Genomic DNA, 21,538 nt, shown 5'->3' with positions numbered 1-21,538 from the left:
CGTATAGGAACGGCAATACCACCTCCAGACAGCGCCGCAGTCGGCGCATGTCTCTTGGCGAACCAATCTCACTCAAAATGGCAGCAGAGGTACTCATGACTTTTCGTAACGGCCTGGATTCGCTTCTTCGTCCCGAAGATTCGGTACTCGTTCTCATCGACCACCAGCCTTACCAGCTTGCGAACCTGAACAGCCACGATCCACAGATGGTGGTGAACAATTCAACGGCGCTGGCGAAGGCAGCCAAGGCCTTCGGCGTCCCCACCATCCTGACCAGCGTGATTGCCGACCGGGGCGGTCTGCTCTTCCCCCAGATCACCGATGTGTTTCCTGGACAGGAGGTGATCGACCGGACGTTCATCAACACCTGGGAGGATAAGAAGGTCGTGGACGCGGTCAAGGCGACCGGCCGCAAGCAGCTCATCATCGCCGGCCTGTGGACCGAGATCTGCGTCGCCATGCCGGTGATCCAGGCGCTGGGCGAAGGCTGGGATGTCACGGTCATCACTGACGCCTCGGGCGGCACGTCGGTCGAAGCGCACGAGGTCGCCATCCAGCGCATGATCGCGGCCGGCGCGAACATGATGACCTGGCTGGCGCTGGCATCGGAGTGGCAGCGCGACTGGGCGCGCACCGAGCACGCCAGCGAGCTGACGGAGGTGCTTAAGCAGCACGCCGCGGGCAGCGGCATCGCGTACCTCTGGGAACAGCAGCTGCTCAACACGCCGGTGCCGAGCGCCGCGAGCTAATCTGAATAGGGATGAAGAGCATTCAGAACGATGCGTCGCAAGGAAGTTGAACACGCATCGGGCCTCGTCATCCCACGGCACTTGCCATTCAGATATAGAAGCGATGAACGGAAAACCTGCACCCGCTGGGCCCGGCTGGCCTGAAATCATCGTTTGTCCCGTCTGCCTGACCATACTGGCTATCGGCGGGGTGACTGCCTGGTTCGGCTGGATCTTGACCCGGTGGTGCTTGGCTTGATTCTGACGGCGCTTTCAGGCGTTGGCGGCATGGCTGGCTTTTTCGCGGCCTTCCTGCTGCGCATCCGGTCCTGGACGGCCTTCGGCGTGCGTCGCACGACCTAGCGCTGGATCGTGATCGGTGCCGGGGTCGGCGTCGTCGCCTTCTTCGCGAAACTGGCTCTCATGGTCCTTACAAGTGCGGCCACATGATCAAGTTCAGGATCATGGCGGAAAGTGCCTATCGGTTTGTTGAGTAGCAACGGCTGGATCACGCGCCATTCGAAGTCTGTCAGGTAATATCGGCTCATGGTGAGCCCTGAATCAGAATCCGGCGCGATGTGAAAGCAGCTAGTCGGCAACGCCCCCAATTCAGCTGTTCCGAGCTGGCCGCGCCAAACCTATAAGCGGTCAATCACAATTTAAGGTGATGGCAGCTACGCCCCTTGGCCGTCGATCGTCTGGAGCGCGCCGCTTCCCCAGGACCTCCCATTTCGACAAGCCTAGTTGACGGGAAAGAGCGGATCGATCGTCATTGTCTGCTCTCCGGCGCGTAATGGAGGATGACAACACCTGACTTGAGCGTCTTCGTCTCCAGATGCTTCAGGGGTATCCGGTTCGGGCCGCCCTTGAAGAGCGGCGTGCCTCTCCCGAGAATGACGGGGTTGATCCCGAGGTGATACTCGTCGATCAAGCCGTGCTCCATCAGGGTCGCCGTCAGGTCGGCGCTGCCGAACACGAAGATGTCTCCGCCGTCCCTGGTCTTCAGCTTGGAGACTTCTTCCGCGACATTGCCGTTGAAGAGCTTCGTGTTGTTCCAGTCGGCGCTTTTCAGCGTGCGCGAGAAGACCACCTTCTCGATCTTGTTCATGAAGTCCGCGATCCAGCCTTGCTCGGACGGCCAATAGGCTGCCATGAGCTCGTAGGTCACGCGGCCGAAGATCAGAGTGTCGGCCTTTTCCTGGGTCTCACGAATGTAGTTCTCGAGTTCTTCTTCGAAGACGAACCAGCTGATGTCCCTGTCCGGACCTTCGAAGAAGCCGTCGACGGTCACCATGTCCCATATGATCAGTTTTCTCATAGAACCCTCCTCTTCGTGTATCCCTTTGTGAACTCTCGGCCCTATCCCGCGAAGCGGAAGCGCATGTTGGTGATCTGCCCCGCTTCCGAGACCTCGGTCTTCTCCAGCCTGACCGGCTCCATGCCCTCCTGACTGAAGAGGCGGATGCCGTCGCCGATGAGGACGGGCGCGACATGGATGAGGACCTCGTCCATAACCTAATTCGGGCCGACGGGAAGTCGCAGCATTTCAGCGGGATGAGACGAAGCGTTCCAGTTTGCCCAGAGTTTGCAGTCCCAGTTCCACGGCACCGAAGCCCTTCGCCTCCTGGAACTCGGCAGCCGTGCTGAATACCATGCCCAGCGTTACCTTCGTTGCCCCGTCCTGATCCTCGAACGAGGCCCAGGCGTCGGCATGTTTCGGCCCGTTTTCGCCCCAATGCAGCGTATAGCCGATCCTCTCCTCGGGCCGGACCTCGTTATAGAGATGGTGGTTCGGGAAGACCGTGCCGTCAGGCGCGATCATGTCGAATACCCACTCGCCGCCCGCTCGCAAGTCGATCCTCTTCGTTCGACAGGAGAAGCCTTCCGGCCCCCACCATTGCGGCAGCGTTTCAGAGTTCATCCAGGCGCCCCACACGATGGATCGCGGCGCCTGAATCACCCGCTGCAACACCATGGTTCGTTCAGCCGCGCCCGCGAGGTTGTCTAGTCCCGCGCCGAAGCCTTCTCGATAGCCTGCCTCCATGTCCTCAGCCAGCGAGGAAAGCTGCACCGTCACGACCAGCCGGCTGCGCTCGTGCGTTCCCGAGATATCCGCCGTCACCAGCGCGACCGATTGCGTTACGCCTTCGGATGAGATCACCTCGTAGTTCACGCTGCACAGCGCCGGCTGCAACGCCAGCCAGCCGCACTCGCAGCGGATGTCCGGATGGCCCTCTACCTTGCAGAGCGAGACCTCGCGTCCACCCACCCTGGTATCGGCCTCCAGGAACTCCACGGTGACCGAGGGTGATGGCGCAGCCCAGATCGCCCGCGCGGCCGGCGCCGTCCATGCCTCCCACAGCACGGCCAATGGCGCGGCCACATCCCGTTCGAAGGTGAGCGTCGCAAAGCGGCCCTTCCTATCATCAGGCACCGCACGGGTCGCACCGTTTGTAGCGAGGTTCTGTGTCATTCTTCGCCTTCCTTCATCACATTCACCACAAATGCATCCAACCGGTCGAGCCGAGCCTCCCAGATGGCGCGCTGTTCATCGAGCCATGTCCGCACCGGATCCAGGGCCTCGGGCACGATGGCGCAGGTGCGTATCCGCCCGTCCTTGGACGTGGTGATCAACCCTGCCTCCTCCAGCACGGAAAGGTGCCGCATCACCGTGGGCAGCCGTAGTCCCGTGGGGCCAGCCAAATCCGTCACCCGCGCAGGTGTTTCGGCGAGCCTGGTCAGGATCGACCGGCGGGTCGGATCAGCGAGCGCATGGAAGAGCAACGAGAGAGCAGGATCATGCTTAGCCATGTCGCTAACTATCGCCGAATTTGCCGGTGGCGCAAGCGAAAACTTCGTCAAGTCGCTAAGTTTTTTTGCCCAACGCGCCGAGTTCTTGGAGCAGGCGTCTGTTGCCGAGTCCGCTGAGAAGTTGCTCGCAGCGATGCTCGCACAGGCCGATGCCTGCAATCGAAGACAAATTCCTGAAGCCGCCAGTCCGCTCCCCACCAATCTCAGCCGTTCGCGTTTTATGGGTTCACGGCAGAAGGCAGCGGGGCGCGGCGGGCGGAAAGTCGGCCACCTTACCGAAGCGCTTCACGCGGCCTGCAAGAATGGCCGCTGACCTGTTCCAGCCACCGCTATCTTATTGTTGGACCATGATCTTCTTTGAAAAGGCGTTCGCCCTTTGCGAAGTCATGCTCTACTTCTAGGGGACGGCATGAGGGCACCGATTCTGGAAGAACGCAGCATTTGAAGTCGGGGAAGCATCCATGATCGACGACGAGCCGGACAGCGAACGCGTCTCGGCGCTGGCGCCGTTCCGGCACGGCATTTTCCGCGCCGTATGGTCCGCCAGTCTGGTTTCGAATTTCGGCGGCTTGATCCAGGGCGTCGGCGCCGCCTGGATGATGACCACGATCGCCACCTCGTCCTATCAGGTTGCGCTGGTCCAGGCGTCGACCACCTTGCCGATCATGCTGTTTGCGCTCGTTGCCGGCGCCATCGCCGACAGCTTTAACCGGCGCAAGGTCATGCTGATTGCCCAGATCTTCATGCTGGTCGTCTCGGTTCTGCTGACCGTGTTCACCTACCTTGGCTTGATGACGCCGTGGACGCTGCTCGCCTTCGCCTTCCTGATCAACAGCGGCACCGCGCTTTACAACCCGTCCTGGCAGGCTTCTGTCGGTGACATGGTGCCGCGCGCCAAGCTGCCTGCGGCCGTCGCGCTCAACTCCTTGGGCTTCAACCTGACGCGCAGCGTCGGCCCGGCGATCGGCGGCATCATCGTTGCCGCCGCGGGTGTTGCAGCGGCCTTTGCCGCCAATGCGCTGAGCTATGTTGCGCTTATGATCGTGCTTGCCCGCTGGAAGCCGGACCTGCCGGCCTCGACACTGCCGCGCGAGACGCTGGGCGCGGCGATGGGCGCCGGCCTGCGCTACGTCGCCATGTCGCCCAATATCGGCAAGGTGCTGGTCAGGGGTGCGGCTTTCGGCTTCAGCGCCGGCGCGGTTCTGGCGCTGCTGCCGCTGGTGGCGCGCGATGTCGTCAAGGGCGATGCCTTGACCTACGGCATCATGCTCGGTGCGTTCGGCATCGGTGCCGTCGGCGGCGCGCTGATCAGCGTCCGGCTGAGGCAGATCCTGTCCAGCGAGACGATGGTGCGCATGGCATTCGCCGGCTTCGCGCTCTGCGCCTTCAATGCCGCCGTCAGCGAACACGCCTGGCAGACGTCGCTCGGGCTGCTCATCGGCGGCGCCTGCTGGGTGATCGCGCTATCGCATTTCAACGTCACCGTGCAGATGTCGACGCCGCGCTGGGTGGTCGGCCGGGTGCTCTCGGTCTATCAGACGGCGACCTTCGGCGGCATCGCGCTCGGCAGCTGGATTTGGGGTGTCGTCGCCGATGCGCATGGCGCCGAATTCGCGCTGATCGCGGCCGCTGTCGCGATGCTGGCGGGCGGCGCGGTTGGCCTTTTGTTGCCGTTGCCGCAGCAGGCGGTGCTCAACCTCGATCCGCTGAACCGTTTCAAGGAGCCGCATCTTGCGCTCGACCTAAAACTGCGCAGCGGCCCCATCGCCATCATGATCGAGTACATTATCCGCGAGGAGGACGTGCCGGAATTCCTAGCCACCATGGCTGAACGCGGCCGCATCCGCCGCCGTGACGGCGCCCGCAACTGGACGCTGGCGCGCGATCTCGAAAATCCCGCAATATGGATCGAGCACTATCACACGCCGACATGGCTCGAATACATCCGCCACAACAAGCGGGCCACCCATGCCGACGCTGTAATCGGCGAGCGCGTACGGGCGCTGCACAGCGGCGACGAGCCGCCGCGCGTCCGTCGCATGATCGAGCGTCCGACAACCGCCGGCACCACGATCGTCATGCCGAAAGGACCGATCGAGCATTAGGCCGTGCCGGTGTGTCCAGTTGGATGAACACATGACGCTCCAATCCATGCGCCAAGCTGATGGGTAACACCGTACACTAGTCGGCGCAGCCCCCACCCACGCCTTAGGATGCAGCGCGCAGGCTCGTACGGACGCGCCGCCTGCTTGTGGCGCGGGTCTTCTCCGCCACGACACCGGTGATCTCGACCACGCCGTTCTCATGCGGCCTGGCGTTTGTGACCTTGTGGAGACGCTCATAGGGCAACAGTTCCTTGACCCGAGCATCGAGCAACGCGACTTCGGCTCGCAGATCCTCGCATTCCTGCCTCTGGACATCGAGCTGTATCTGTTCGGATGCCTGCTGCAGGGAAAGCTGCGAAAAATTCGCGCTCACCGTCGAGAGGTGCATCTTGTCGTTTTCGTTCTCCTTTCTGAGAGCGGACAACCTTTCCTCCGCAATTTGCTTTTCGGCCACAGCGTCGCTGCATTGAGCCTTGAGATTGGCGATCTCGCTGGCGGCTTGACTGTTCTCGTTCGAGGCAACTTCCAATCGTGATTGGAGGTTGCGAATTTCAGAACGCAGGCCGCCGATCTCCGTGAAACTGCGCGTACGCTCGGCTTCCCTGTCACCTTCCATGATACGGGCCGCTTCCGTCATTTCCGACAGCTTCGCTTGCGCGACATCGAGCGATTTCTGCAGCCGCATTTCCTCTTTCTCGCTCTTGCCAAGCGCAGCCAGCAGTTCCGAAAGTCGCGCCGCGTCATTGGCATGAATCGTCGAGAGTTCATCCAGCCTGTGCCGCGCCTCAGCTTCCCGTTTCAGCGCCTTGTCGAGATCGATCGACAGGCTGACATGTTTTTCCCTCAGTATCTCGTTCTCGCGTGCGCATCTGTTGGCCTCGGCCGTTCTGGCCGAAAGCGTCTTGACGAGGTCGCCGAACTCCGCTTCGCGTTCTGCGCTCGCATTGCCTGCCCTGACGAGTTCCAGCCTTGCTGCAGCCAGCGCACCGCGAAGTGCCTCCTTGTCGTCGACCAGGCTTATCTCGCGCTGCTGCAGGGCCTCGACAGCGCTTTCACCTTCGCGCTGCTTTCTGGTCGCGTCGTGGAGCTGCTCCGACAGCACTCTTTGCTGTGTGGTCAGGCTGACATTTGCCAGTTCCAGCTCGTTGGCGCGAAGAATGTCCCCGTGAAGCAGCTTCAGGAATTCGCCTGTCAGATGATGCGAGGTCGCGATTTCCGACAGTTTCGTGTTGATCTCCTCCAGATACTCCCGTGCATCGTCAAAGAGCCCATCAACGGCATTTAACGCAGCCAGTCGGGTTTGTGTATGGGAAGTCAGCCGTAATGCGATCTCGGGAGTGTCCGCATCGTCCTCAGGCTGAGAGTTGTCATTCTTTGCCGCGAGATTCTCATCCGGGACGTCATTCAACGGCGATTGGTAGTCTAGGTTCAGACACTCATCGAATGCATCCGCCAAATCGGCTTCGAGCTCCTTGAATGCTCTGTCCACCTTCTCGGCACGCTTGATCAGACTTTTGATTCTCATGACTGAACGTCCCCCCCTTCTAGCGCCACCACGGAGTCTTGATCCTCGCCTGCCGGATACGGGTTCATCCTACCTCCCCTGACGCGGTCGCCGCGTGAGACGACCGCTCTTGAACCTGCTGTCATGGTCCCGTTTACACCACCCTGAGCGCAAGAGGCCGAGTCCACGCTAGGGACAGGCTTGGCCACTGTCCTCGTCTGTTTGAATGATGCAAACTGTAACTGCCCTGATTGCCGCCGGCTTTCGGGCAAACAACAACCTCCGGAGGAACGTCCGCCGGAGTTCAAGACCTTGGGTACCGACAGCTACTGACCGCGCATCCGCGATCATCGTCGTGCCGCTATCGGGAGAGGACGCGAATGCGGCTCTGAAACTCACCCCGATCGACATAGCATCCCCGCAGATGTCTCAGCCCGTGTTTGGGTTGAACGATTGGCGGCCGTGAAGCACCCGGCGATTGTCGAGGACCGCCATTTCGCCGGCCTTGAGGGCGGTAGACTTCTGATAGAGCGTTCGCGGATGTTGCTGGAGCTGAATGACGAAATATTCGCGACCTTGCACGCGCGGGGCACGCACGGTTCGGTCCGCCTCGGGGCCCCCGAAGCCTACGCGCATCTCTTTGTGCCACAGGTTCTCGCCCGTTTCGCGGCGACCAACCCCACAATGACAATCGAACTTTCTCATGCGCCGTCGTGCCAGCTCGTACCCCAGCTCAAGGCAGGTAACATCGATTTGCTGCTCTGTGTCGGGGGCCACGAGCCACGCCAGTGGCCGGTCTCCGAATTGTGGCGCGGTCCGTTGAAGTGGATCATGTCCGCACAGCATTCGGCCCATTTGCAAGACCGCTCCCGTTGGCCCTTTCTCCAGGGGACTGTCCATGGCTGCCACCATGGCTGGATGGGTATTTGTGGCGCGGCACCGCTCTTCGCGCTCTTGAACGAGCCGGCCGGCGTTACAAAATCGTGTCTACGGCCACAACAGTCGAAGGTCAGCAGGCTGCTGCCTTGGGGGGTCTCGCCGTGGTGATCTTGCCGGAAGCAACGCTGGTGCCCGGACTGCGGGCTGTAGGGAGCGACGAGGGCCTGCCCGACCTGCCGGAGACTGCCGTCTTGTTAGTCAAGGCACGGGAGGCTCGCCAGCCCGAAACAGACACGCTTGCTACAGTGATCATGGATACATTCGAAACGATAAGGGCCGCCGCACGACGAGAACCTGTTGGGCAGCCGAAATCCTCGTAAAACAGGTAATGCCCTGCGCGACCTTATCTCTCCAGCCACGCAAACGCGCACCGGGCAGCATCGACGGGGCAGCTTCGCTGCGGCGATAAAACCCATTCTCATCTCGGGGAACCGCGTTGACGTAAACGTCAACCCAAAGCTATATGCGCCAGCGACCGTGATCGCGAAATGCGCAAGACGGCGACTTCGGCCAGACCGAAGTGCCAATCTGCGACAAACGCAACGAGACGAGGAGAACGGCCATGGGCGTTCAGGAAATTGCCGACAAGATCAGTGCGCGCGTGGCGAGTGCCGGGTTCGATCGTTCGGTGAAATTCGATACCGGCGGCGACGGTGTCATTGTCATCGACGGCGCCACCATCTCGACCACCGACGCGCCGGCCGACTGCACCATAAAGCTTTCGCTCGACGACCTGGAGTCGCTGATATCAGGCGATCTCAACCCGACCATGGCGTTCATGTCCGGCAAGATAAAGGTCGAAGGCGACATGAGCGTCGCCATGGCGCTGAGCCAGTTGATCGGCTGATCCAACCAATCGGGATGGAAACAAGCCGCCGCCCGATGGGCGGCGGCTTGTTTCCGATCCGTCAGGCCGCGAGCGGCAGTCGCTGTGACTTCAGCTTGCGCCCCGTCGCCTTCAGCGTGCCCTGCGCGCCGGCGAGTACGCCTTCCACCAGCTCCAGCGCCAACAGGCGGTGCCGCTCATAAGGGCCCGGCATGGCAAGCGAGCCGGTTTTTTTCGCCGAGAACCCGAAGCGCTCATAATAGGGCGCGTCGCCGACCAAAAGGATCGCGGCGTGACCGAGACGCGCGGCTTCAGTGATCGCATGGCGCATCAGCGCCGAGCCGATGCCGGCATTCTTGATTGTGGGATCGACGGCGAGCGGGCCAAGCAAAAGGGCTGCCCGACCGCCCTCGCCCAGCACCACGTCCCAGAGCCGTACGGTGCCGGTGACGGCACCCGTCGCATCACGTGTGACAAAGGCCAGGCCTTCCGAAGGCCGGCGGCCGCGCCGCAGCTTTTCCGACGATTTTTTCCGGCGCTTCGGCCCCATGGCGCGATCGAGCAAAGCCTCGCGCGCCGAAACGTCAGCAGCGGTTTCGGCGGCGATGACGAAAGCGCCAGCAATCTCCCCCCTCGAGGGGGAGATGTCGCCAAGGGCGACAGAGGGGGTCGCCGCGCGTGAAGCGCCGGCCCCACACAGTCCGAGAGAGGTCGCGACAGCTGAGCCGACCCTCTCTGGCCGCTTTGCGGCCATCTCCCCCACAAGGGGGGAAATTTGCCGGCTCACGCCGCCCTCAACAATGAAATCCAAAACGTCCATTTCCGCGATCCTTCACGAGCGGATTGTTCCACAGGCGAACCGAAGCGGGCGATCTCGTCGCCCGCACCGGGTGATCTGACCGGCTCTTGCGAGCCGTCAGATCACGTAGGATCGGAGAGGCTCAAAGCCGTTGAAGGCGACCGAGGCGTAGGTCGTCGTGTAAGCGCCGGTGCCCTCGATCAGCACCTCGTCGCCGATGGTCAGCGACAGGGGCAGCGGATACGGCGTCTTCTCGTACATCACGTCGGCCGAATCGCAGGTCGGGCCGGCGAGCACGCACGGAGCAGTCTCGGTGCCGTCATGCGCGGTCACGATCGGGTAGCGGATCGCCTCGTCCATCGTCTCGGCGAGACCGCCGAACTTGCCGATGTCGAGGAAGACCCAGCGCACATTGTCGTTGTCGGCCTTCTTCGAGATCAGCACGACTTCCGATTTGATGACGCCGGCATTGCCGACCATGCCACGGCCCGGTTCGATGATCGTCTCGGGAATCGCGTTGCCGAAATGCTTGCGCAGTGCCGAGAAGATCGCCTGGCCATAGGCCTGTGCCACCGGCACATCCCTGAGGTAACGGGTCGGGAAGCCGCCGCCCATATTGACCATCTTGAGCACAATGCCTTCCTCGGCGAGCGTCGCGAACACCTTTTTGGCGTCACCGAGGGCGCGGTCCCAGGCGGTCAGGTCGGTCTGCTGCGAGCCGACATGAAACGACACGCCATAGGCGTCGAGGCCGAGCGTCCTGGCATGGCGCAGCACGTCGACCGCCATCGCCGGCACGCAGCCGAACTTGCGCGACAGCGGCCATTCGGCGCCTTCGCCGTCGGTCAGCACGCGGCAGAACACACGGGCGCCGGGTGCAACGCGGGCGATCTTCTCGACCTCCTCGACGCAGTCCACCGCGAACAGCCGGATGCCGAGCTGATAGGCGCGCTGGATGTCGCGCTCCTTCTTGATGGTGTTGCCGAAGGAGATGCGGTCCGCCGGCGCACCGGCGTCCATCGCCATCTCGACTTCGGCAACGGAAGCGGTGTCGAAGGACGAGCCCATCGCAGCAAGCAGGCGCAGGATTTCCGGCGCCGGATTTGCTTTCACCGCATAGTAGATTTTCGAATCGGGAAGCGCCTTCTCGAAGGCGCGGAAATTGTCGCGCACGACGTCGAGATCGACGACGAGGCAAGGGCCGTTCGGACGTCGGGTGGCGAGGAAGTCAAGGATGCGCTGGGTAGCCATCGGGGTCTCTCCATCAGCGCCTTTCGGCGCGCACAAAGGCTGCGGGACGCGGGTCATCGACCTCGCGAACACGCGGTGGACAAAGGCGGGACGTCAATCCATGGAACCAGCCGGTGGAGACCCCGGAACCATGAAGCGCCGTCTCGCGGCGGTGAACCTTGGCCTTGCCCGGCCTCGGTTCGCTTTGTCTGCCTTGGCTTGGATGGGAGACCCGTCCGCACTGCCGGCAATGAAGGTGTGCCTCTTCAGTAACCCCGGTCTTTGGACGACCGGCAGAACACCAGAAAGGCCCGCACCGTCGTTGCTTCAAGGTGTCCTCGGTCTGGCGGTTGGCCGCTAAACCGACTGGAGGGGTTAGCTCCAGTTACCTTACCGATATCCCTCACCATTTTGAGGATCGGCGGACACCCACAGGCACGTGCGACTTTGGGCAAGCGCGATATAAGAGCGAAGGGTTTCACAATCAATAAAAATCGTATGGCAGGTTGTAAAATTCCTGGCACCGAACAATGTTGCAACAACTGTATCCGGATATCGAACGCATGACAGGCACTCGCGGCCCCCTGAACGCTTTTCTCGACCTCGACGATATCCCGGTATCCAATGCGCAATCCGGCCTGCTTGCCGGCCTGCGGCTGGCCGTCAAGGATATCTACGACGTGGCCGGCTACCGCACCGGCTGCGGCAATCCACAGAAATACCAGGAGGCTTCACCCGCTTCGGCGACAGCGCCGGCCGTCCAGGCGCTGCTTGATTCGGGCGCGCGCTTCGTCGGCAAGACGCAAACCGACGAGTTGGCCTTCTCCCTGATGGGGCTGAACGCGCATTTTCCGTCGCCGGTCAATCCAGCAGCGCCGGACCGCATCACCGGCGGCTCGTCCTCCGGTTCCGCCGCCGCGGTCGCCGGCGGGCTGGCCGACATCGCCATCGGATCCGACACCGGCGGCTCGATCCGCGCGCCGGCAAGCTTTTGCGGCCTGATCGGCCTCAGGGTCACGCATGGCCGCATCTCGCTCGACGGCACCATGCCGCTGGCCCCCTCCCTCGATACGTTCGGGTGGTTTGCCAAGGATATGGCCACCTATGACAAGGTCGGCGCGGTGCTGCTTGGCAATGATCTGCATCGCGACGAATTGCAGAGTCCGCTCGCCCTGGATGTGCTGGACGGGCTCGTGCTCGGCCCGCGGGAGGCGGATGAATACCGCGGCATGGTCCGCCATGTCTCTTCGGTAATGGGCACGCCGCGGGTCATTGCGCCGCTCTCGCATTCCACCGACGAACTTTACTGGTGCTTCCGCACGCTGCAGGGGTACGAGGCGTGGCAAAATCATGGTGCCTGGATCTCGCAGGGTGACCGGATGCTCGGCCCCGGCGTCAAGGGGCGTTTCGAGCATGGCGCGACCATCGACGTCGCAATCGCGCAACGTGAAACGGAACGTCGCGTTTCGTTTCGTCTTGAACTTGTCGACCTGCTTGGCGATGACGGCGTCCTTGTGCTGCCGACCGTTCCGGGTGCCGCCCCGCTCAAGACCGATTCCTTCGATGATTTGCAGACCTATCGCGAACGCGCGCTAAGGCTGCTGTGCCTCTCCGGCGTGTCGGGCTTTCCGCAGATCACCCTGCCGCTGGGCCATGTCGACGGCGCCCCTTTCGGCCTCTCGCTGCTCGGACCTGAGAACAGCGACCGGCAGTTGATGGCGCTTGCCGCGCGCATCCTTTCAGCCCACCAAAGGAGCGCATGACATGGATACGCTGACCCGCATGCGCGCCTTCATCGACGTGGTCGAGGCCGAAGGTTTTTCGGCGGCAGCGCGCAAGATCGGCCGCTCCAAGGCGCTGCTGTCGAAATATGTGCGCGAGTTGGAGGACGAGCTCGGCGCGTTGCTGCTCAACCGCACCACCAGGCAGTTCTCGCTAACCGAGGCCGGCCACACCTATTACCGCCGCGCCTCGGAAATCGTCCGCGAGGTCGACAGCCTGGCCGATGCGGTGCGCGAATCCTCCGGCGACGTGCGCGGCAGGATCAAGCTGTCGGCACCGCGCACTTTTGCCGACGCACCGATCGGCCAATCGCTGATCGACTTCGCCAAGCAACATCCCGACATCGTGCTCGACATTCATCTCGACGACCGCTTCGTCGATCTGGTCGAGGAAGGTTTCGATCTCGCTGTGCGCATTTCGCGGCTGGAAAGCTCCTCGCTGATCGCCAGGCGTCTGGCGCCGTTCTCGGTGCGGCTCTGCGCATCGCCCGAGCTGATTGCCAAGCACGGCATGCCGGTGCGGCCGCAGGACCTTGGCCGCGTGCCCTGCATCATCGACACCAATGGCCGCTGGCTGACCAACTGGCCGTTCAAGGGCGACAGCGGCGACACGGTAACCGTTTCGGTCTCCGGTCCGATCGAGGTCAACAGTCCGATGGCGGCAAGGGCCGCCGCCGTGGCGGGATTGGGATTTTCCATCCTGCCGGATTTCATCGCCGCGCCCGACATCGAAAGTGGCCGGCTAGTGACCGCGCTGAATGACCGCATCCTGCCGGGTGGCGGCATCTTCGCCGTCTATCCGCACCGACGCTATTTGCCTGCGAAAGTTCGCGTCTTTGTCGATTTCCTGGTGCAGTGGTTCAAGACGATTGACAATGCATGAGCTTTTAGCCGCCGGGAGTCCCATTTTCGCCCCCTTTCTGGTAACTCTCGATATTTACCCAAGCTGATGGAATCGCGACCGAGAATGCACCTGAAACGGCAAGCAATCATGATGGCTTCGGCCATGGCGGCGACATTTGCCACGGTCGGGCCAGCAAATGTGCATCCCCACGTCTTCGCCGAGGCTCGCCTCGAAGTGATCCTCAGCCCGGATCACCAAAGTGTGAAGGCCTTGCGCCATGTCTGGCGCTTCGACGATTTGTTTTCGAGCACGGTGATGATGGAGTTCGATAAGAATTCCGACCTGAAGCTCGACGACAAGGAGCTGAAGGAAGTCGCCGACACCGTCCATGCTTCGCTGGCGGAGTTCAATTACTTCCAACTCGTCACCGTCGACGGCAAGGACGAGGCGATGAACCCGCCGCCGCAACTGATGGCAAATTTCGACAACGACCAGCTCATCATCCTGTTCGAATCCGAACCGAAGGCGCCGACCAGGCTGGCCGGCAAGATCGATATCGGCGTCTATGACCCGACCTTCTACACGGCGATCGATTTCACCGAGGACGCGAATCTGCAGGTCGCCGGCTTGCCGTCGACATGCACGAGCAAGGTCGTTCGTCCCAACCCCGACGAGGCGCTCGCCGAGAACCAGAAGACCCTGACGGACGCCTTCTTCAACGATCCGACAGGCACCGATATGAGCAAGATCTTTGCGACCAAGCTCGAACTGAACTGTCAGCCAGAAGGATAATCCGGTGACGAAACCGTCCCTGCGTTTGGCTTTCGGCCTTTTGGCAGCCGCCCTTGTGATGACGCACGTCCTCGGCTCCGCCCACGCACAGAGCTCGCTCGGCATCGGCACCAATGACGGGATAGCTCCCACCACCGGGCCGTTCGCCCATATCCTGATGTGGATCAATCTGCGTCAGCAGGAATTCTACCGCGCGCTTGCCGGCGCGATGAAGGCAATGCGCGAGGATGGCGGCAAGCTGTGGTTGCTTATCGGCCTGTCCTTCGCCTACGGCATTTTCCATGCCGCCGGCCCCGGTCACGGCAAGGCGGTGATCTCGTCCTACATGGTGGCGAACGAAGTCGCGCTCAAGCGCGGTATCATGCTGTCCTTCGTCTCGGCCCTGCTGCAGGCGCTGACGGCGATCCTGGTAATGATGCTCGCCTACTTCGTCCTGCGCGGCACCACCATATCGATGACCGACGCGGCATGGTTCCTCGAAGTCATGAGTTTTGTCTTCGTCACCCTGTTCGGCGCCTGGCTTTTGTGGCGCAAGGCCGGCCCCGCTATCCTTCGCCTGTTCGGCGCGAACCCTGCCTACAGCCTGTCGGCGGCCCATGCCGGCCATTCGCAAACAGGCCACTCACATTCCGCCGATGCTCATTCGGCGCATTCCCATGCGCTTCACGCACATGGCCATGATGGCCACAACCATGATCATGGCGCACACGACCATCACCATGACCATGGCGGGCACGATCATCATCACCATGCGGGCGAGGTCTGCGAGACGTGCGGACATTCACACGCGCCCGACCCGGCGCTGCTTTCCGGCGACCGCTTCGACTGGCGCACCGCCTGGTCGGCGGTGGCTGCGGTCGGTATCCGCCCCTGCTCGGGCGCGTTGATCGTGCTGAGCTTTGCCATGCTCAACGGGCTGTGGTTCGGCGGCATCCTGTCGGTGCTGGCGATGGCGCTCGGCACCGCGATCACGGTCTCGATCTTGGCGACGCTGGCGGTGACGGCCAAGAACTGGGCAGTCTATTTCGCCGGTGACGGCCGCATGGGTAACCGCATCCATTCGATCGTCGAGATCGGCGGCGCAGCCTTCGTGTTTTTGTTCGGGTTGCTGCTGTTGTCGGCCAGCCTGACTGGCGGATAGCGCCTCGATCGGACGCGCAGCCTCCAAACTGAACCAGGAATTGTCGACCTCGGCGCCGCCCCTCATCGCCCTGCCGGCAACGCCGGCCATTGGCGAAATCACCGATGAGAGCGCCCCTCGCCCCGTTTACGGGGAGAGGATGCCGGCAGGCAGGTGAGGGGCAGCGCCGAGATCGGCAATTTGTGTGTCGCCGCTGGCCCGAATATCGACACCTAACCCGCGATCTTCCCATCCAGCTCGTCCTCGATATGGGCGCGGATGATGTCGTCGAAGCTGGTTTCGGCGGCAAAGCCAAGCTCCCTCGACCGCCGCGCCTCGAACCGTGTCGGCCAGCCCTTGACGATCGCCCAGATCGTATCGTCGGGCTCCTCGCGGATCAGTTTCACCGCCTTGGCGCCGGCAATGCGTTCCAAGGCCTCGATCTGCTCGCCGACCGTGACGGCGACGCCGGGCATCGTCAGATTGCGGCGCGGCCCGACGGCGCTGCCGTCGATCCCTGCTGCGTGGATCAAAAAATTCACCGCCGAGCGCGGGCTGGCGTGGGTGTGCACGACAGAGCGCGGCACCGGCAATATTGCTTCCTGGCCGCTCAACGGCTCGCGGATGATGCCGGAGAAGAAGCCCGAAGCCGCCTTGTTGGGCTTGCCCGGCCTGACGCAGATGGTCGGCAGCCTGATGCCGATGCCGTCGAAGAAGCCGCGCCGCGTATAATCGGCGAGCAATGCTTCGCCCATCAGCTTCTGCGTGCCGTAGGAGGTTAGCGGCGTCGGGTGGAATTCGTCGGGGATGATGTCCGGAAACGGTGCGCCGAACACGGCGATCGACGAGGTGAAGACGACGCGCGGCGCAAACCCCGCCAGCCTTATGGCATCGAACAGCGCCCTTGTGCCGTCGAGATTGACGCGATAGCCGAGATCGAAATTGGCTTCCGCCTCGCCCGACACGACGCCGGCGAGATGGAAGATCACGTCGGGGCGCGACGCGACCAGCCGTTCCATCCCGCCCGCCGCGGCGAGATCGCCTGTATGGATGGTGACGCCGACGCCTTCCAGCGCCGGCGCCTGCGGCGGCACGATATCGTGAAGGTCGAGCGCGGCGATCTTCCGGCCGCTGAGCGTTCCGTCCTTCGCCAGCCGGGCGATGAGCTTGCGGCCGACCATGCCTGCCGCGCCGGTAATCAAAATACGCATATCAATGATCCTTTTTGCGCTGGCTGCGGCCACGCAGCCAAAACACGACGAAAATGGCCACCATGAAGACAGCGGCAATTACAGCGGCAAGAATGGTCGAGACGCGGCCGGCCGCCAGCATCACGGTTGGCAAATAGTAGGCGGCGATGCCGAACAGCAGCAGCACCCAGAGGGCGCCTATCGCCGCGTTGCGCGTGTCGCGATCCATCACGCGGCCCTGACGCGGCAGGAATTCATAAAGTTCGTTACCAATGCCATGGAACTAACTCCCGCAGTCAGTGATGGTGGCCATGATGCGGAGCCGCATCGTGCGCGTGGTCGTGCTCGCCATCGTGGCCATCATGGCTGTCGGCGCAATGGCCGAATTCCGGTTCTACGGTGGCGTGGGCAATGCCATGCTCGACGGCAAGCCGCTTCTTGATGGCGCTGACCGCTTTGTGGGCATCGACGCCATCGTAGAGGCAAGCATGCAAGGTCGCCATGTTGCTTGACCCGTCGAGCGACCAGACATGCATGTGATGCACCTCGCGCACGCCCTTGACTGCCCCCTCTATGTCCCTGGCGATCAGGTCGCGATCGAGGCTCGCCGGCACGCCTTCGAGCAGGACATGGGCTGCTTCGCGCATCAGCGACCAGGCCGTGGACAGGATCAGCAGCGAGACGAGGACGGACAGGATCGGATCGATAGGCGTCCAGCCCGTTGCCAGGATGACCAGCGCAGCTATGATCGCCGCCGCCGAGCCAAGCAGGTCGCCGAGCACGTGCAGGATGGCACCGCGCATGTTCAGGCTGTCGCGGTCGCCGCCATGCAGCACGAAGAAGGAGCCGATATTGACCAGCAGACCGGCGATCGCGACGACCAGCATCGGCCCGCCGAGCACGGGCGCAGGCGTCAGCAGGCGTTCCCAAGCCTCATAGATGATCCACAGCGCAATGACGAAGATGGCGATGCCGTTGGTATAGGCGACCAGCGTTTTGACCCGGCCGAAACCATAGGTGAGGCGAACGGTGGCCGGCCGGCCGGCCAGATGAAAAGCATACCAGGCGAGACCGAGCGCGATACAGTCGGCGAGCATGTGGCCGGCATCCGCCAGCAGCGCCAGCGATCCGGTGAAGAGACCGCCAAGCGTTTCCACGACCATGAAGCCGGCGGTCAGGCAGGCTGCGATCAGCACCCGTTTCTTGTCGGTCGAGCCGTGCACATGACCGGCGCCGTCGCTGTGGTCATGCCCTTGCGAACCATGGTCATGCGCCATCTGCAAACTCCTGTTAGAGCCTGATCCATCCCGGCAGAATCAGGATGGAGGCTCAATCTCGTTTGACCATGATCTTGCCCGAATCCGGCCTCCACTTTTCGGGATCATGATCCGTCTTGTTTGACCATGATCTTATCCGAAAACCGGCCTCCACTTTTCGGGATCGTGGTCAGGCGCCGAACTCGGCGCGGAAATACTCGAGCCGTCGCTTCTGGCGACCGTCGCCATCGAAATTGGCCGGATCGAGCCATGCCTCATAGGCTCTGCGCAGTGCCGGCCACTCCTTGTCGATGATCGCGTACCACGCGGTATCGCGGTTTTCGCCCTTGACCACAAGATGCTGGCGGAAAATGCCCTCGAACTTGAAGCCGAAACGCTCGGCCGCGCGCTTCGACGGCTCGTTGCGGTTGTTGCATTTCCATTCGTAGCGGCGATAGCCAAGCTCATCGAAAATGTATTTCATGAACAGGAACTGCGCTTCCGTCGCCGCCGGCTTGCGCGAGATCAGCGGCCCCCAATAGATGTTGCCGATCTCGATCACGCCATGGGCCGGATCGATTCGCATCAGCGTCTGGCGTCCGGCGACCTTGCCGCTGGCCTTGTCGATGACCGCGAAGAACAGCGGGTCCTCGCTGGCTTCGGCCTTGTCCAGCCATGGCTGGAAGGCGGCGCGGGTCTGCGGTGGATAGTCGAACAGCCAGGCGAAACGACCATCGACGTCAGGCACCGACGACGCCTCGAACAGGCCGTCGCCGTGCTTTTCGGCGTTGAGCGGTTCCAGCCTGGCATAGCGCCCCTCCAGGACTTTGCGTTCGGGCCGCGGGCGCGGTTGCCAATTCTTGAGGTTTTCCGACACCCAAAGCTCCAATCCGTTTGACTTTTGCGAAAGGACGCTCACAAAAACGCTCGCTCGGTGAAAGAACCACACGGACGGGAAAAATGCTCCACACGATTTCGGCCTTCGATCGTCTCGGCGAGGAAAACGCCTTCGCGGTGCTGGCTCGTGCCACCGCGCTCGCCCATCAGGGCCGCGATATCGTCAATCTCGGCATCGGCCAGCCCGACTTCAAGACGCCGCAGCACATCGTCGAGGCGGCGATCAAGGCGCTGCGCGACGGCCACCACGGCTATACGCCGGCTAACGGCCTGCTGGCGACACGAGAAGCGGTGGTGCGCCGCGCGCTGACCACCACCGGCGTCGAGGTTTCGCCCGAGGCGGTGATGATCCTGCCCGGCGGCAAGCCGACCATGTTTGCCGCGATCCTGATGTTCGGTGAACCGGGCGCCGAGATCCTCTATCCCGATCCCGGCTTTCCCATCTATCGCTCGATGATCGAGTTCACCGGTGCTGCTCCGGTACCGGTGCCGATGCGCGAGGAGAACGGCTTTGCCTTCTCGGCGCAGGAGACGCTGGCGCTGATCACGCCGAAGACCAGGCTGCTGATCTTAAACTCGCCGGCCAACCCGACCGGCGGGGTCACCCCCCGCGCCGAGATCGAGAAGCTGGTCAATGGGCTGGAAGCGCACCCTGATGTCGCCATCCTCTCCGACGAGATCTACGACGTGATGACCTATGACGGCGAGACGCATTGCTCGCTGCTCAACTTTCCCGAGATCCGCGACCGGCTGATCGTGCTCAATGGCTGGTCGAAGACCTGGGCGATGACCGGCTGGCGCATGGGCTGGTCGATCTGGCCGAACGGCGACAAGGGCGCCCACCTCTACGATAAGGTGCGCAAGCTCGCGGTCAATTGCTGGTCATGCGTCAACGCGCCGAGCCAGTATGCCGGTATCGCGGCCATCGACGGTCCGCAGGACGACGTCGACAAGATGATGCGCGCCTTCGACCGCCGTAGGAAGATCGTGGTCGAAGGGCTGAACGCCTTGCCGGGCGTTTCCTGCATCACACCGAAGGGCGCGTTCTATGCCTTCCCCAATGTCTCAAAAACCGGCTGGAAGGCCAAGAAGCTGGCGTCTGCCCTGCTTGAGGATGCCGGCGTAGCGCTGATCGGCGGACCCGATTTCGGCATCCTGGGCGAAGGCTATATCAGGTTGTCCTACGCCAATTCCGAAGAGAACATCCTGCGCGCGCTGGAGCGGATCGAGGCGTTTCTGGGCAAGTGAGAACAAGCGCATTACCCCGAAATCGGAATCGATTTTCGCGGAGGCGCAAATCAAAGTGCTACGGCGTCCTTTGCGCCCGATAGAACGCGCGGCACTGTCTCAACGAGGAGATCGCTGTCGTCGGCGATAGAATTCACGACCGAAGAAAGGTGACGTCAGATGTTTTATGCCATCCTCGCCTATCACGTTGAGGAAGTGATCACTGCGCTGACTCCGGACGAGGATGCGGCGCTGATGACCGACCTGCTCCAGATAAACGAACGGCTATACCGCGAAGGCACGCTTGGCCCGGCGGCGCGGCTCGGGGCGACCCAAGACGCCTGTACCTTGCGCGGGCCGGGCGCCGGAATGGTCATTGACGGACCCTTCGCCGAGACCAAGGAACAATTGTTGGGGCTCTACGTCGTCGACTGCGCCACGCGCGATGCCGCGATTGCGCGCGACCTTCGCCGCGTCAATCCGACCGCCGTCTACGAAATCCGCCCCATTTCGCTGTATCTTCCCGGCGTGCCGCTTTCGGTTATGCAGTCCTAGCCAAAATTGATCGCGGCCCGGCCGGGTCCCCGCTGCTGCGCAGCGTCCAGGCGTTCGCCGGCCTTCATCGTGCCACTGGCACGATGAATTCGCTTACGCGAACCAACCGCTCACCCTCGCCCGACATACGGCATCTTCGTCGCCATCACTGTCATGAACAGCACATTGGCGTCGAGCGGCAGGCTGGCCATATGGACGACGGCATCGGCGACCTGCTGGACATCCATCACCGCTTCGGCGGCGATAGAGCCATTGGCTTGCGGTACCCCGACCGTCATCGCCTGCGCCATGTCGGTCAAGGCGTTGCCGATGTCGATCTGGCCGCAGGCGATGTCATAAGGCCGGCCGTCCAGCGCCAGCGTCTTGGTCAGCCCGGTAATAGCGTGCTTGGTCGCGGTATAGGGCACTGAGCCCGGACGCGGCGCGTAGGCAGACACCGAGCCGTTGTTGATGATGCGGCCACCCATCGGCTGTTGCCTGCGCATGGCGCCGAAGGCGGCGCGGGCGCACAGGAACGAGCCGGTGAGATTGACCCCGACAACTTCGTTCCACACCTCGACGGGAATCTCGTCGATCAATGTCGACTTGTAGCTTGTGCCGGCATTGTTGAAGAGCAGGTCGACACGGCCGAAGGCCGCCGCCACCGTCTCGAACATCTCGTCGACCTGATCGGCCTTGCTGATGTCGCAGGCGACCGCCAGCGCCTTGGCTTGTGTAGATCCGGCATCGGCGATCGCCTTGTTCAGCACCGGCTTGCGGCGTCCGCAGAACACCGTGTTCCAGCCGGCCCTGAGCAGCGCCGTAGCGACGGCTTTGCCGATGCCGGTGCCGGCGCCAGTGACGATGGCTGTTTTGTAGTCTGTCATAACTGTCCTCCTGCAGCGCCGCGTGTCCGCAAAGGACGCCATAGCACCTTGATATCGAGCAATTTGAT

The 21,538-nt window shown here is 62.4% G+C and carries 24 protein-coding genes and 1 pseudogene; 12 read left to right on the top strand and 13 right to left on the bottom strand.

The window, feature by feature from the left end:
• Nucleotides 1-95 precede the first annotated feature (95 nt).
• A complete protein-coding gene (locus AC0L3I_RS13200) occupies nucleotides 96-749 on the top strand; it encodes a hydrolase (protein WP_473527160.1) in 654 nt (217 codons plus the stop codon).
• Nucleotides 750-902: 153 nt separating this feature from the next.
• Nucleotides 903-1,091: a hypothetical protein gene (locus tag AC0L3I_RS13195; RefSeq protein WP_473527159.1), complete on the top strand. Its 189-nt coding sequence runs from the start codon at nucleotides 903-905 to the stop codon at nucleotides 1,089-1,091.
• Between the two features lie 98 nt (nucleotides 1,092-1,189).
• Here AC0L3I_RS13195 and AC0L3I_RS13190 read toward each other — a convergent pair.
• The 5 genes and pseudogenes from AC0L3I_RS13190 to AC0L3I_RS13170 all read right to left on the bottom strand — a co-directional run.
• Nucleotides 1,190-1,276 (bottom strand): annotated as a pseudogene (locus AC0L3I_RS13190) (IS5/IS1182 family transposase); the annotation flags it as partial.
• A 221-nt stretch (nucleotides 1,277-1,497) separates the two neighbouring features.
• The gene (locus AC0L3I_RS13185; RefSeq protein WP_095492706.1) at nucleotides 1,498-2,046 is read right to left on the bottom strand and encodes a dihydrofolate reductase family protein; all 549 of its coding nucleotides are present in this window, start codon (nucleotides 2,044-2,046) and stop codon (nucleotides 1,498-1,500) included.
• Between the two features lie 41 nt (nucleotides 2,047-2,087).
• Nucleotides 2,088-2,240: a hypothetical protein gene (locus AC0L3I_RS13180; protein WP_473527158.1), complete on the bottom strand. Its 153-nt coding sequence runs from the start codon at nucleotides 2,238-2,240 to the stop codon at nucleotides 2,088-2,090.
• Nucleotides 2,241-2,274: 34 nt separating this feature from the next.
• A complete protein-coding gene (locus AC0L3I_RS13175; RefSeq protein WP_473527157.1) occupies nucleotides 2,275-3,201 on the bottom strand; it encodes an SRPBCC family protein in 927 nt (308 codons plus the stop codon).
• A complete protein-coding gene (locus AC0L3I_RS13170) occupies nucleotides 3,198-3,539 on the bottom strand; it encodes an ArsR/SmtB family transcription factor (protein ID WP_473527156.1) in 342 nt (113 codons plus the stop codon). Before AC0L3I_RS13170 ends, AC0L3I_RS13175 begins: the two co-directional genes overlap by 4 nt.
• Between AC0L3I_RS13170 and AC0L3I_RS13165 the strand changes: the two genes are divergently transcribed.
• Both AC0L3I_RS13165 and AC0L3I_RS13160 read left to right on the top strand, forming a co-directional pair.
• Nucleotides 3,538-3,852, top strand: coding sequence for a hypothetical protein (locus tag AC0L3I_RS13165; protein ID WP_473527155.1), 315 nt, complete (start codon nucleotides 3,538-3,540; stop codon nucleotides 3,850-3,852). The two genes, AC0L3I_RS13170 and AC0L3I_RS13165, sit on opposite strands and share 2 nt — an antisense overlap.
• A gap of 148 nt (nucleotides 3,853-4,000) precedes the next feature.
• The gene (locus tag AC0L3I_RS13160) at nucleotides 4,001-5,644 is read left to right on the top strand and encodes an MFS transporter (RefSeq protein ID WP_473527154.1); all 1,644 of its coding nucleotides are present in this window, start codon (nucleotides 4,001-4,003) and stop codon (nucleotides 5,642-5,644) included.
• A 103-nt stretch (nucleotides 5,645-5,747) separates the two neighbouring features.
• Here AC0L3I_RS13160 and AC0L3I_RS13155 read toward each other — a convergent pair whose 3' ends face one another.
• A complete protein-coding gene (locus AC0L3I_RS13155; RefSeq protein WP_473527153.1) occupies nucleotides 5,748-7,169 on the bottom strand; it encodes a coiled-coil domain-containing protein in 1,422 nt (473 codons plus the stop codon).
• A 519-nt stretch (nucleotides 7,170-7,688) separates the two neighbouring features.
• Here AC0L3I_RS13155 and AC0L3I_RS13150 point away from each other — a divergent pair.
• Together AC0L3I_RS13150 and AC0L3I_RS13145 are read left to right on the top strand one after the other, a co-directional pair.
• Nucleotides 7,689-8,195 (top strand): LysR substrate-binding domain-containing protein, encoded by a 507-nt coding sequence (locus AC0L3I_RS13150; RefSeq protein WP_473527270.1) that lies wholly within the window; start codon nucleotides 7,689-7,691, stop codon nucleotides 8,193-8,195.
• Nucleotides 8,196-8,649: 454 nt separating this feature from the next.
• Nucleotides 8,650-8,934 (top strand): SCP2 sterol-binding domain-containing protein, encoded by a 285-nt coding sequence (locus tag AC0L3I_RS13145; protein ID WP_095492699.1) that lies wholly within the window; start codon nucleotides 8,650-8,652, stop codon nucleotides 8,932-8,934.
• Between the two features lie 61 nt (nucleotides 8,935-8,995).
• Here AC0L3I_RS13145 and AC0L3I_RS13140 read toward each other — a convergent pair whose 3' ends face one another.
• Both AC0L3I_RS13140 and odc2 read right to left on the bottom strand, forming a co-directional pair.
• Complete coding sequence (locus tag AC0L3I_RS13140; protein WP_473527269.1) at nucleotides 8,996-9,559, bottom strand: GNAT family N-acetyltransferase; 564 nt, start codon at nucleotides 9,557-9,559, stop codon at nucleotides 8,996-8,998.
• 270 nt (nucleotides 9,560-9,829) lie between these two features.
• Entirely contained in the window at nucleotides 9,830-10,963 is a 1,134-nt protein-coding gene (odc2, locus tag AC0L3I_RS13135) for an ornithine/lysine decarboxylase (RefSeq protein WP_473486448.1), read from the bottom strand.
• 542 nt (nucleotides 10,964-11,505) lie between these two features.
• Here odc2 and AC0L3I_RS13130 point away from each other — a divergent pair.
• The 4 genes from AC0L3I_RS13130 (at nucleotide 11,506) to AC0L3I_RS13115 (ending at nucleotide 15,500) form a co-directional block, all read left to right on the top strand.
• A complete protein-coding gene (locus tag AC0L3I_RS13130; protein ID WP_473527152.1) occupies nucleotides 11,506-12,705 on the top strand; it encodes an amidase in 1,200 nt (399 codons plus the stop codon).
• Between the two features lies 1 nt (nucleotide 12,706).
• On the top strand, nucleotides 12,707-13,606 hold the full coding sequence (locus tag AC0L3I_RS13125; protein WP_473486446.1) for a LysR family transcriptional regulator: 900 nt from the start codon (nucleotides 12,707-12,709) through the stop codon (nucleotides 13,604-13,606).
• An 84-nt stretch (nucleotides 13,607-13,690) separates the two neighbouring features.
• Nucleotides 13,691-14,359, top strand: coding sequence for a DUF1007 family protein (locus AC0L3I_RS13120; protein ID WP_473486445.1), 669 nt, complete (start codon nucleotides 13,691-13,693; stop codon nucleotides 14,357-14,359).
• Between the two features lie 4 nt (nucleotides 14,360-14,363).
• The gene (locus AC0L3I_RS13115) at nucleotides 14,364-15,500 is read left to right on the top strand and encodes a nickel/cobalt transporter (protein ID WP_473527151.1); all 1,137 of its coding nucleotides are present in this window, start codon (nucleotides 14,364-14,366) and stop codon (nucleotides 15,498-15,500) included.
• Nucleotides 15,501-15,712: 212 nt separating this feature from the next.
• On the opposite strand, the gene denD is transcribed toward AC0L3I_RS13115, so the two are convergent.
• From denD to AC0L3I_RS13095, 4 genes are all read right to left on the bottom strand, one after another.
• Nucleotides 15,713-16,690, bottom strand: a complete 978-nt coding sequence (gene denD / locus AC0L3I_RS13110) for a D-erythronate dehydrogenase (RefSeq protein WP_473486443.1) — start codon at nucleotides 16,688-16,690, stop codon at nucleotides 15,713-15,715.
• A 1-nt stretch (nucleotide 16,691) separates the two neighbouring features.
• Complete coding sequence (locus AC0L3I_RS13105; protein ID WP_123149641.1) at nucleotides 16,692-16,898, bottom strand: hypothetical protein; 207 nt, start codon at nucleotides 16,896-16,898, stop codon at nucleotides 16,692-16,694.
• A 67-nt stretch (nucleotides 16,899-16,965) separates the two neighbouring features.
• Nucleotides 16,966-17,946: a cation diffusion facilitator family transporter gene (locus AC0L3I_RS13100; protein WP_473527150.1), complete on the bottom strand. Its 981-nt coding sequence runs from the start codon at nucleotides 17,944-17,946 to the stop codon at nucleotides 16,966-16,968.
• A 169-nt stretch (nucleotides 17,947-18,115) separates the two neighbouring features.
• Complete coding sequence (locus tag AC0L3I_RS13095) at nucleotides 18,116-18,802, bottom strand: GNAT family N-acetyltransferase (protein WP_473486441.1); 687 nt, start codon at nucleotides 18,800-18,802, stop codon at nucleotides 18,116-18,118.
• 83 nt (nucleotides 18,803-18,885) lie between these two features.
• Here AC0L3I_RS13095 and AC0L3I_RS13090 point away from each other — a divergent pair, with 83 nt between their 5' ends.
• Nucleotides 18,886-20,070, top strand: coding sequence for a pyridoxal phosphate-dependent aminotransferase (locus tag AC0L3I_RS13090; RefSeq protein ID WP_473486440.1), 1,185 nt, complete (start codon nucleotides 18,886-18,888; stop codon nucleotides 20,068-20,070).
• Between the two features lie 159 nt (nucleotides 20,071-20,229).
• Nucleotides 20,230-20,604, top strand: coding sequence for a YciI family protein (locus tag AC0L3I_RS13085; protein ID WP_473527149.1), 375 nt, complete (start codon nucleotides 20,230-20,232; stop codon nucleotides 20,602-20,604).
• A 110-nt stretch (nucleotides 20,605-20,714) separates the two neighbouring features.
• Here the strand turns inward: AC0L3I_RS13085 and AC0L3I_RS13080 are convergent, their stop codons facing one another.
• A complete protein-coding gene (locus tag AC0L3I_RS13080) occupies nucleotides 20,715-21,470 on the bottom strand; it encodes an SDR family oxidoreductase (RefSeq protein ID WP_473486438.1) in 756 nt (251 codons plus the stop codon).
• Between the last annotated feature and the right edge of the window lie 68 nt (nucleotides 21,471-21,538).

Source organism: Mesorhizobium sp. WSM4840 (genome assembly GCF_055811755.1).
The sequence above is the reverse complement of the archived record's forward strand: the minus strand, read 5'-3'. Positions and strand labels throughout refer to the sequence as shown.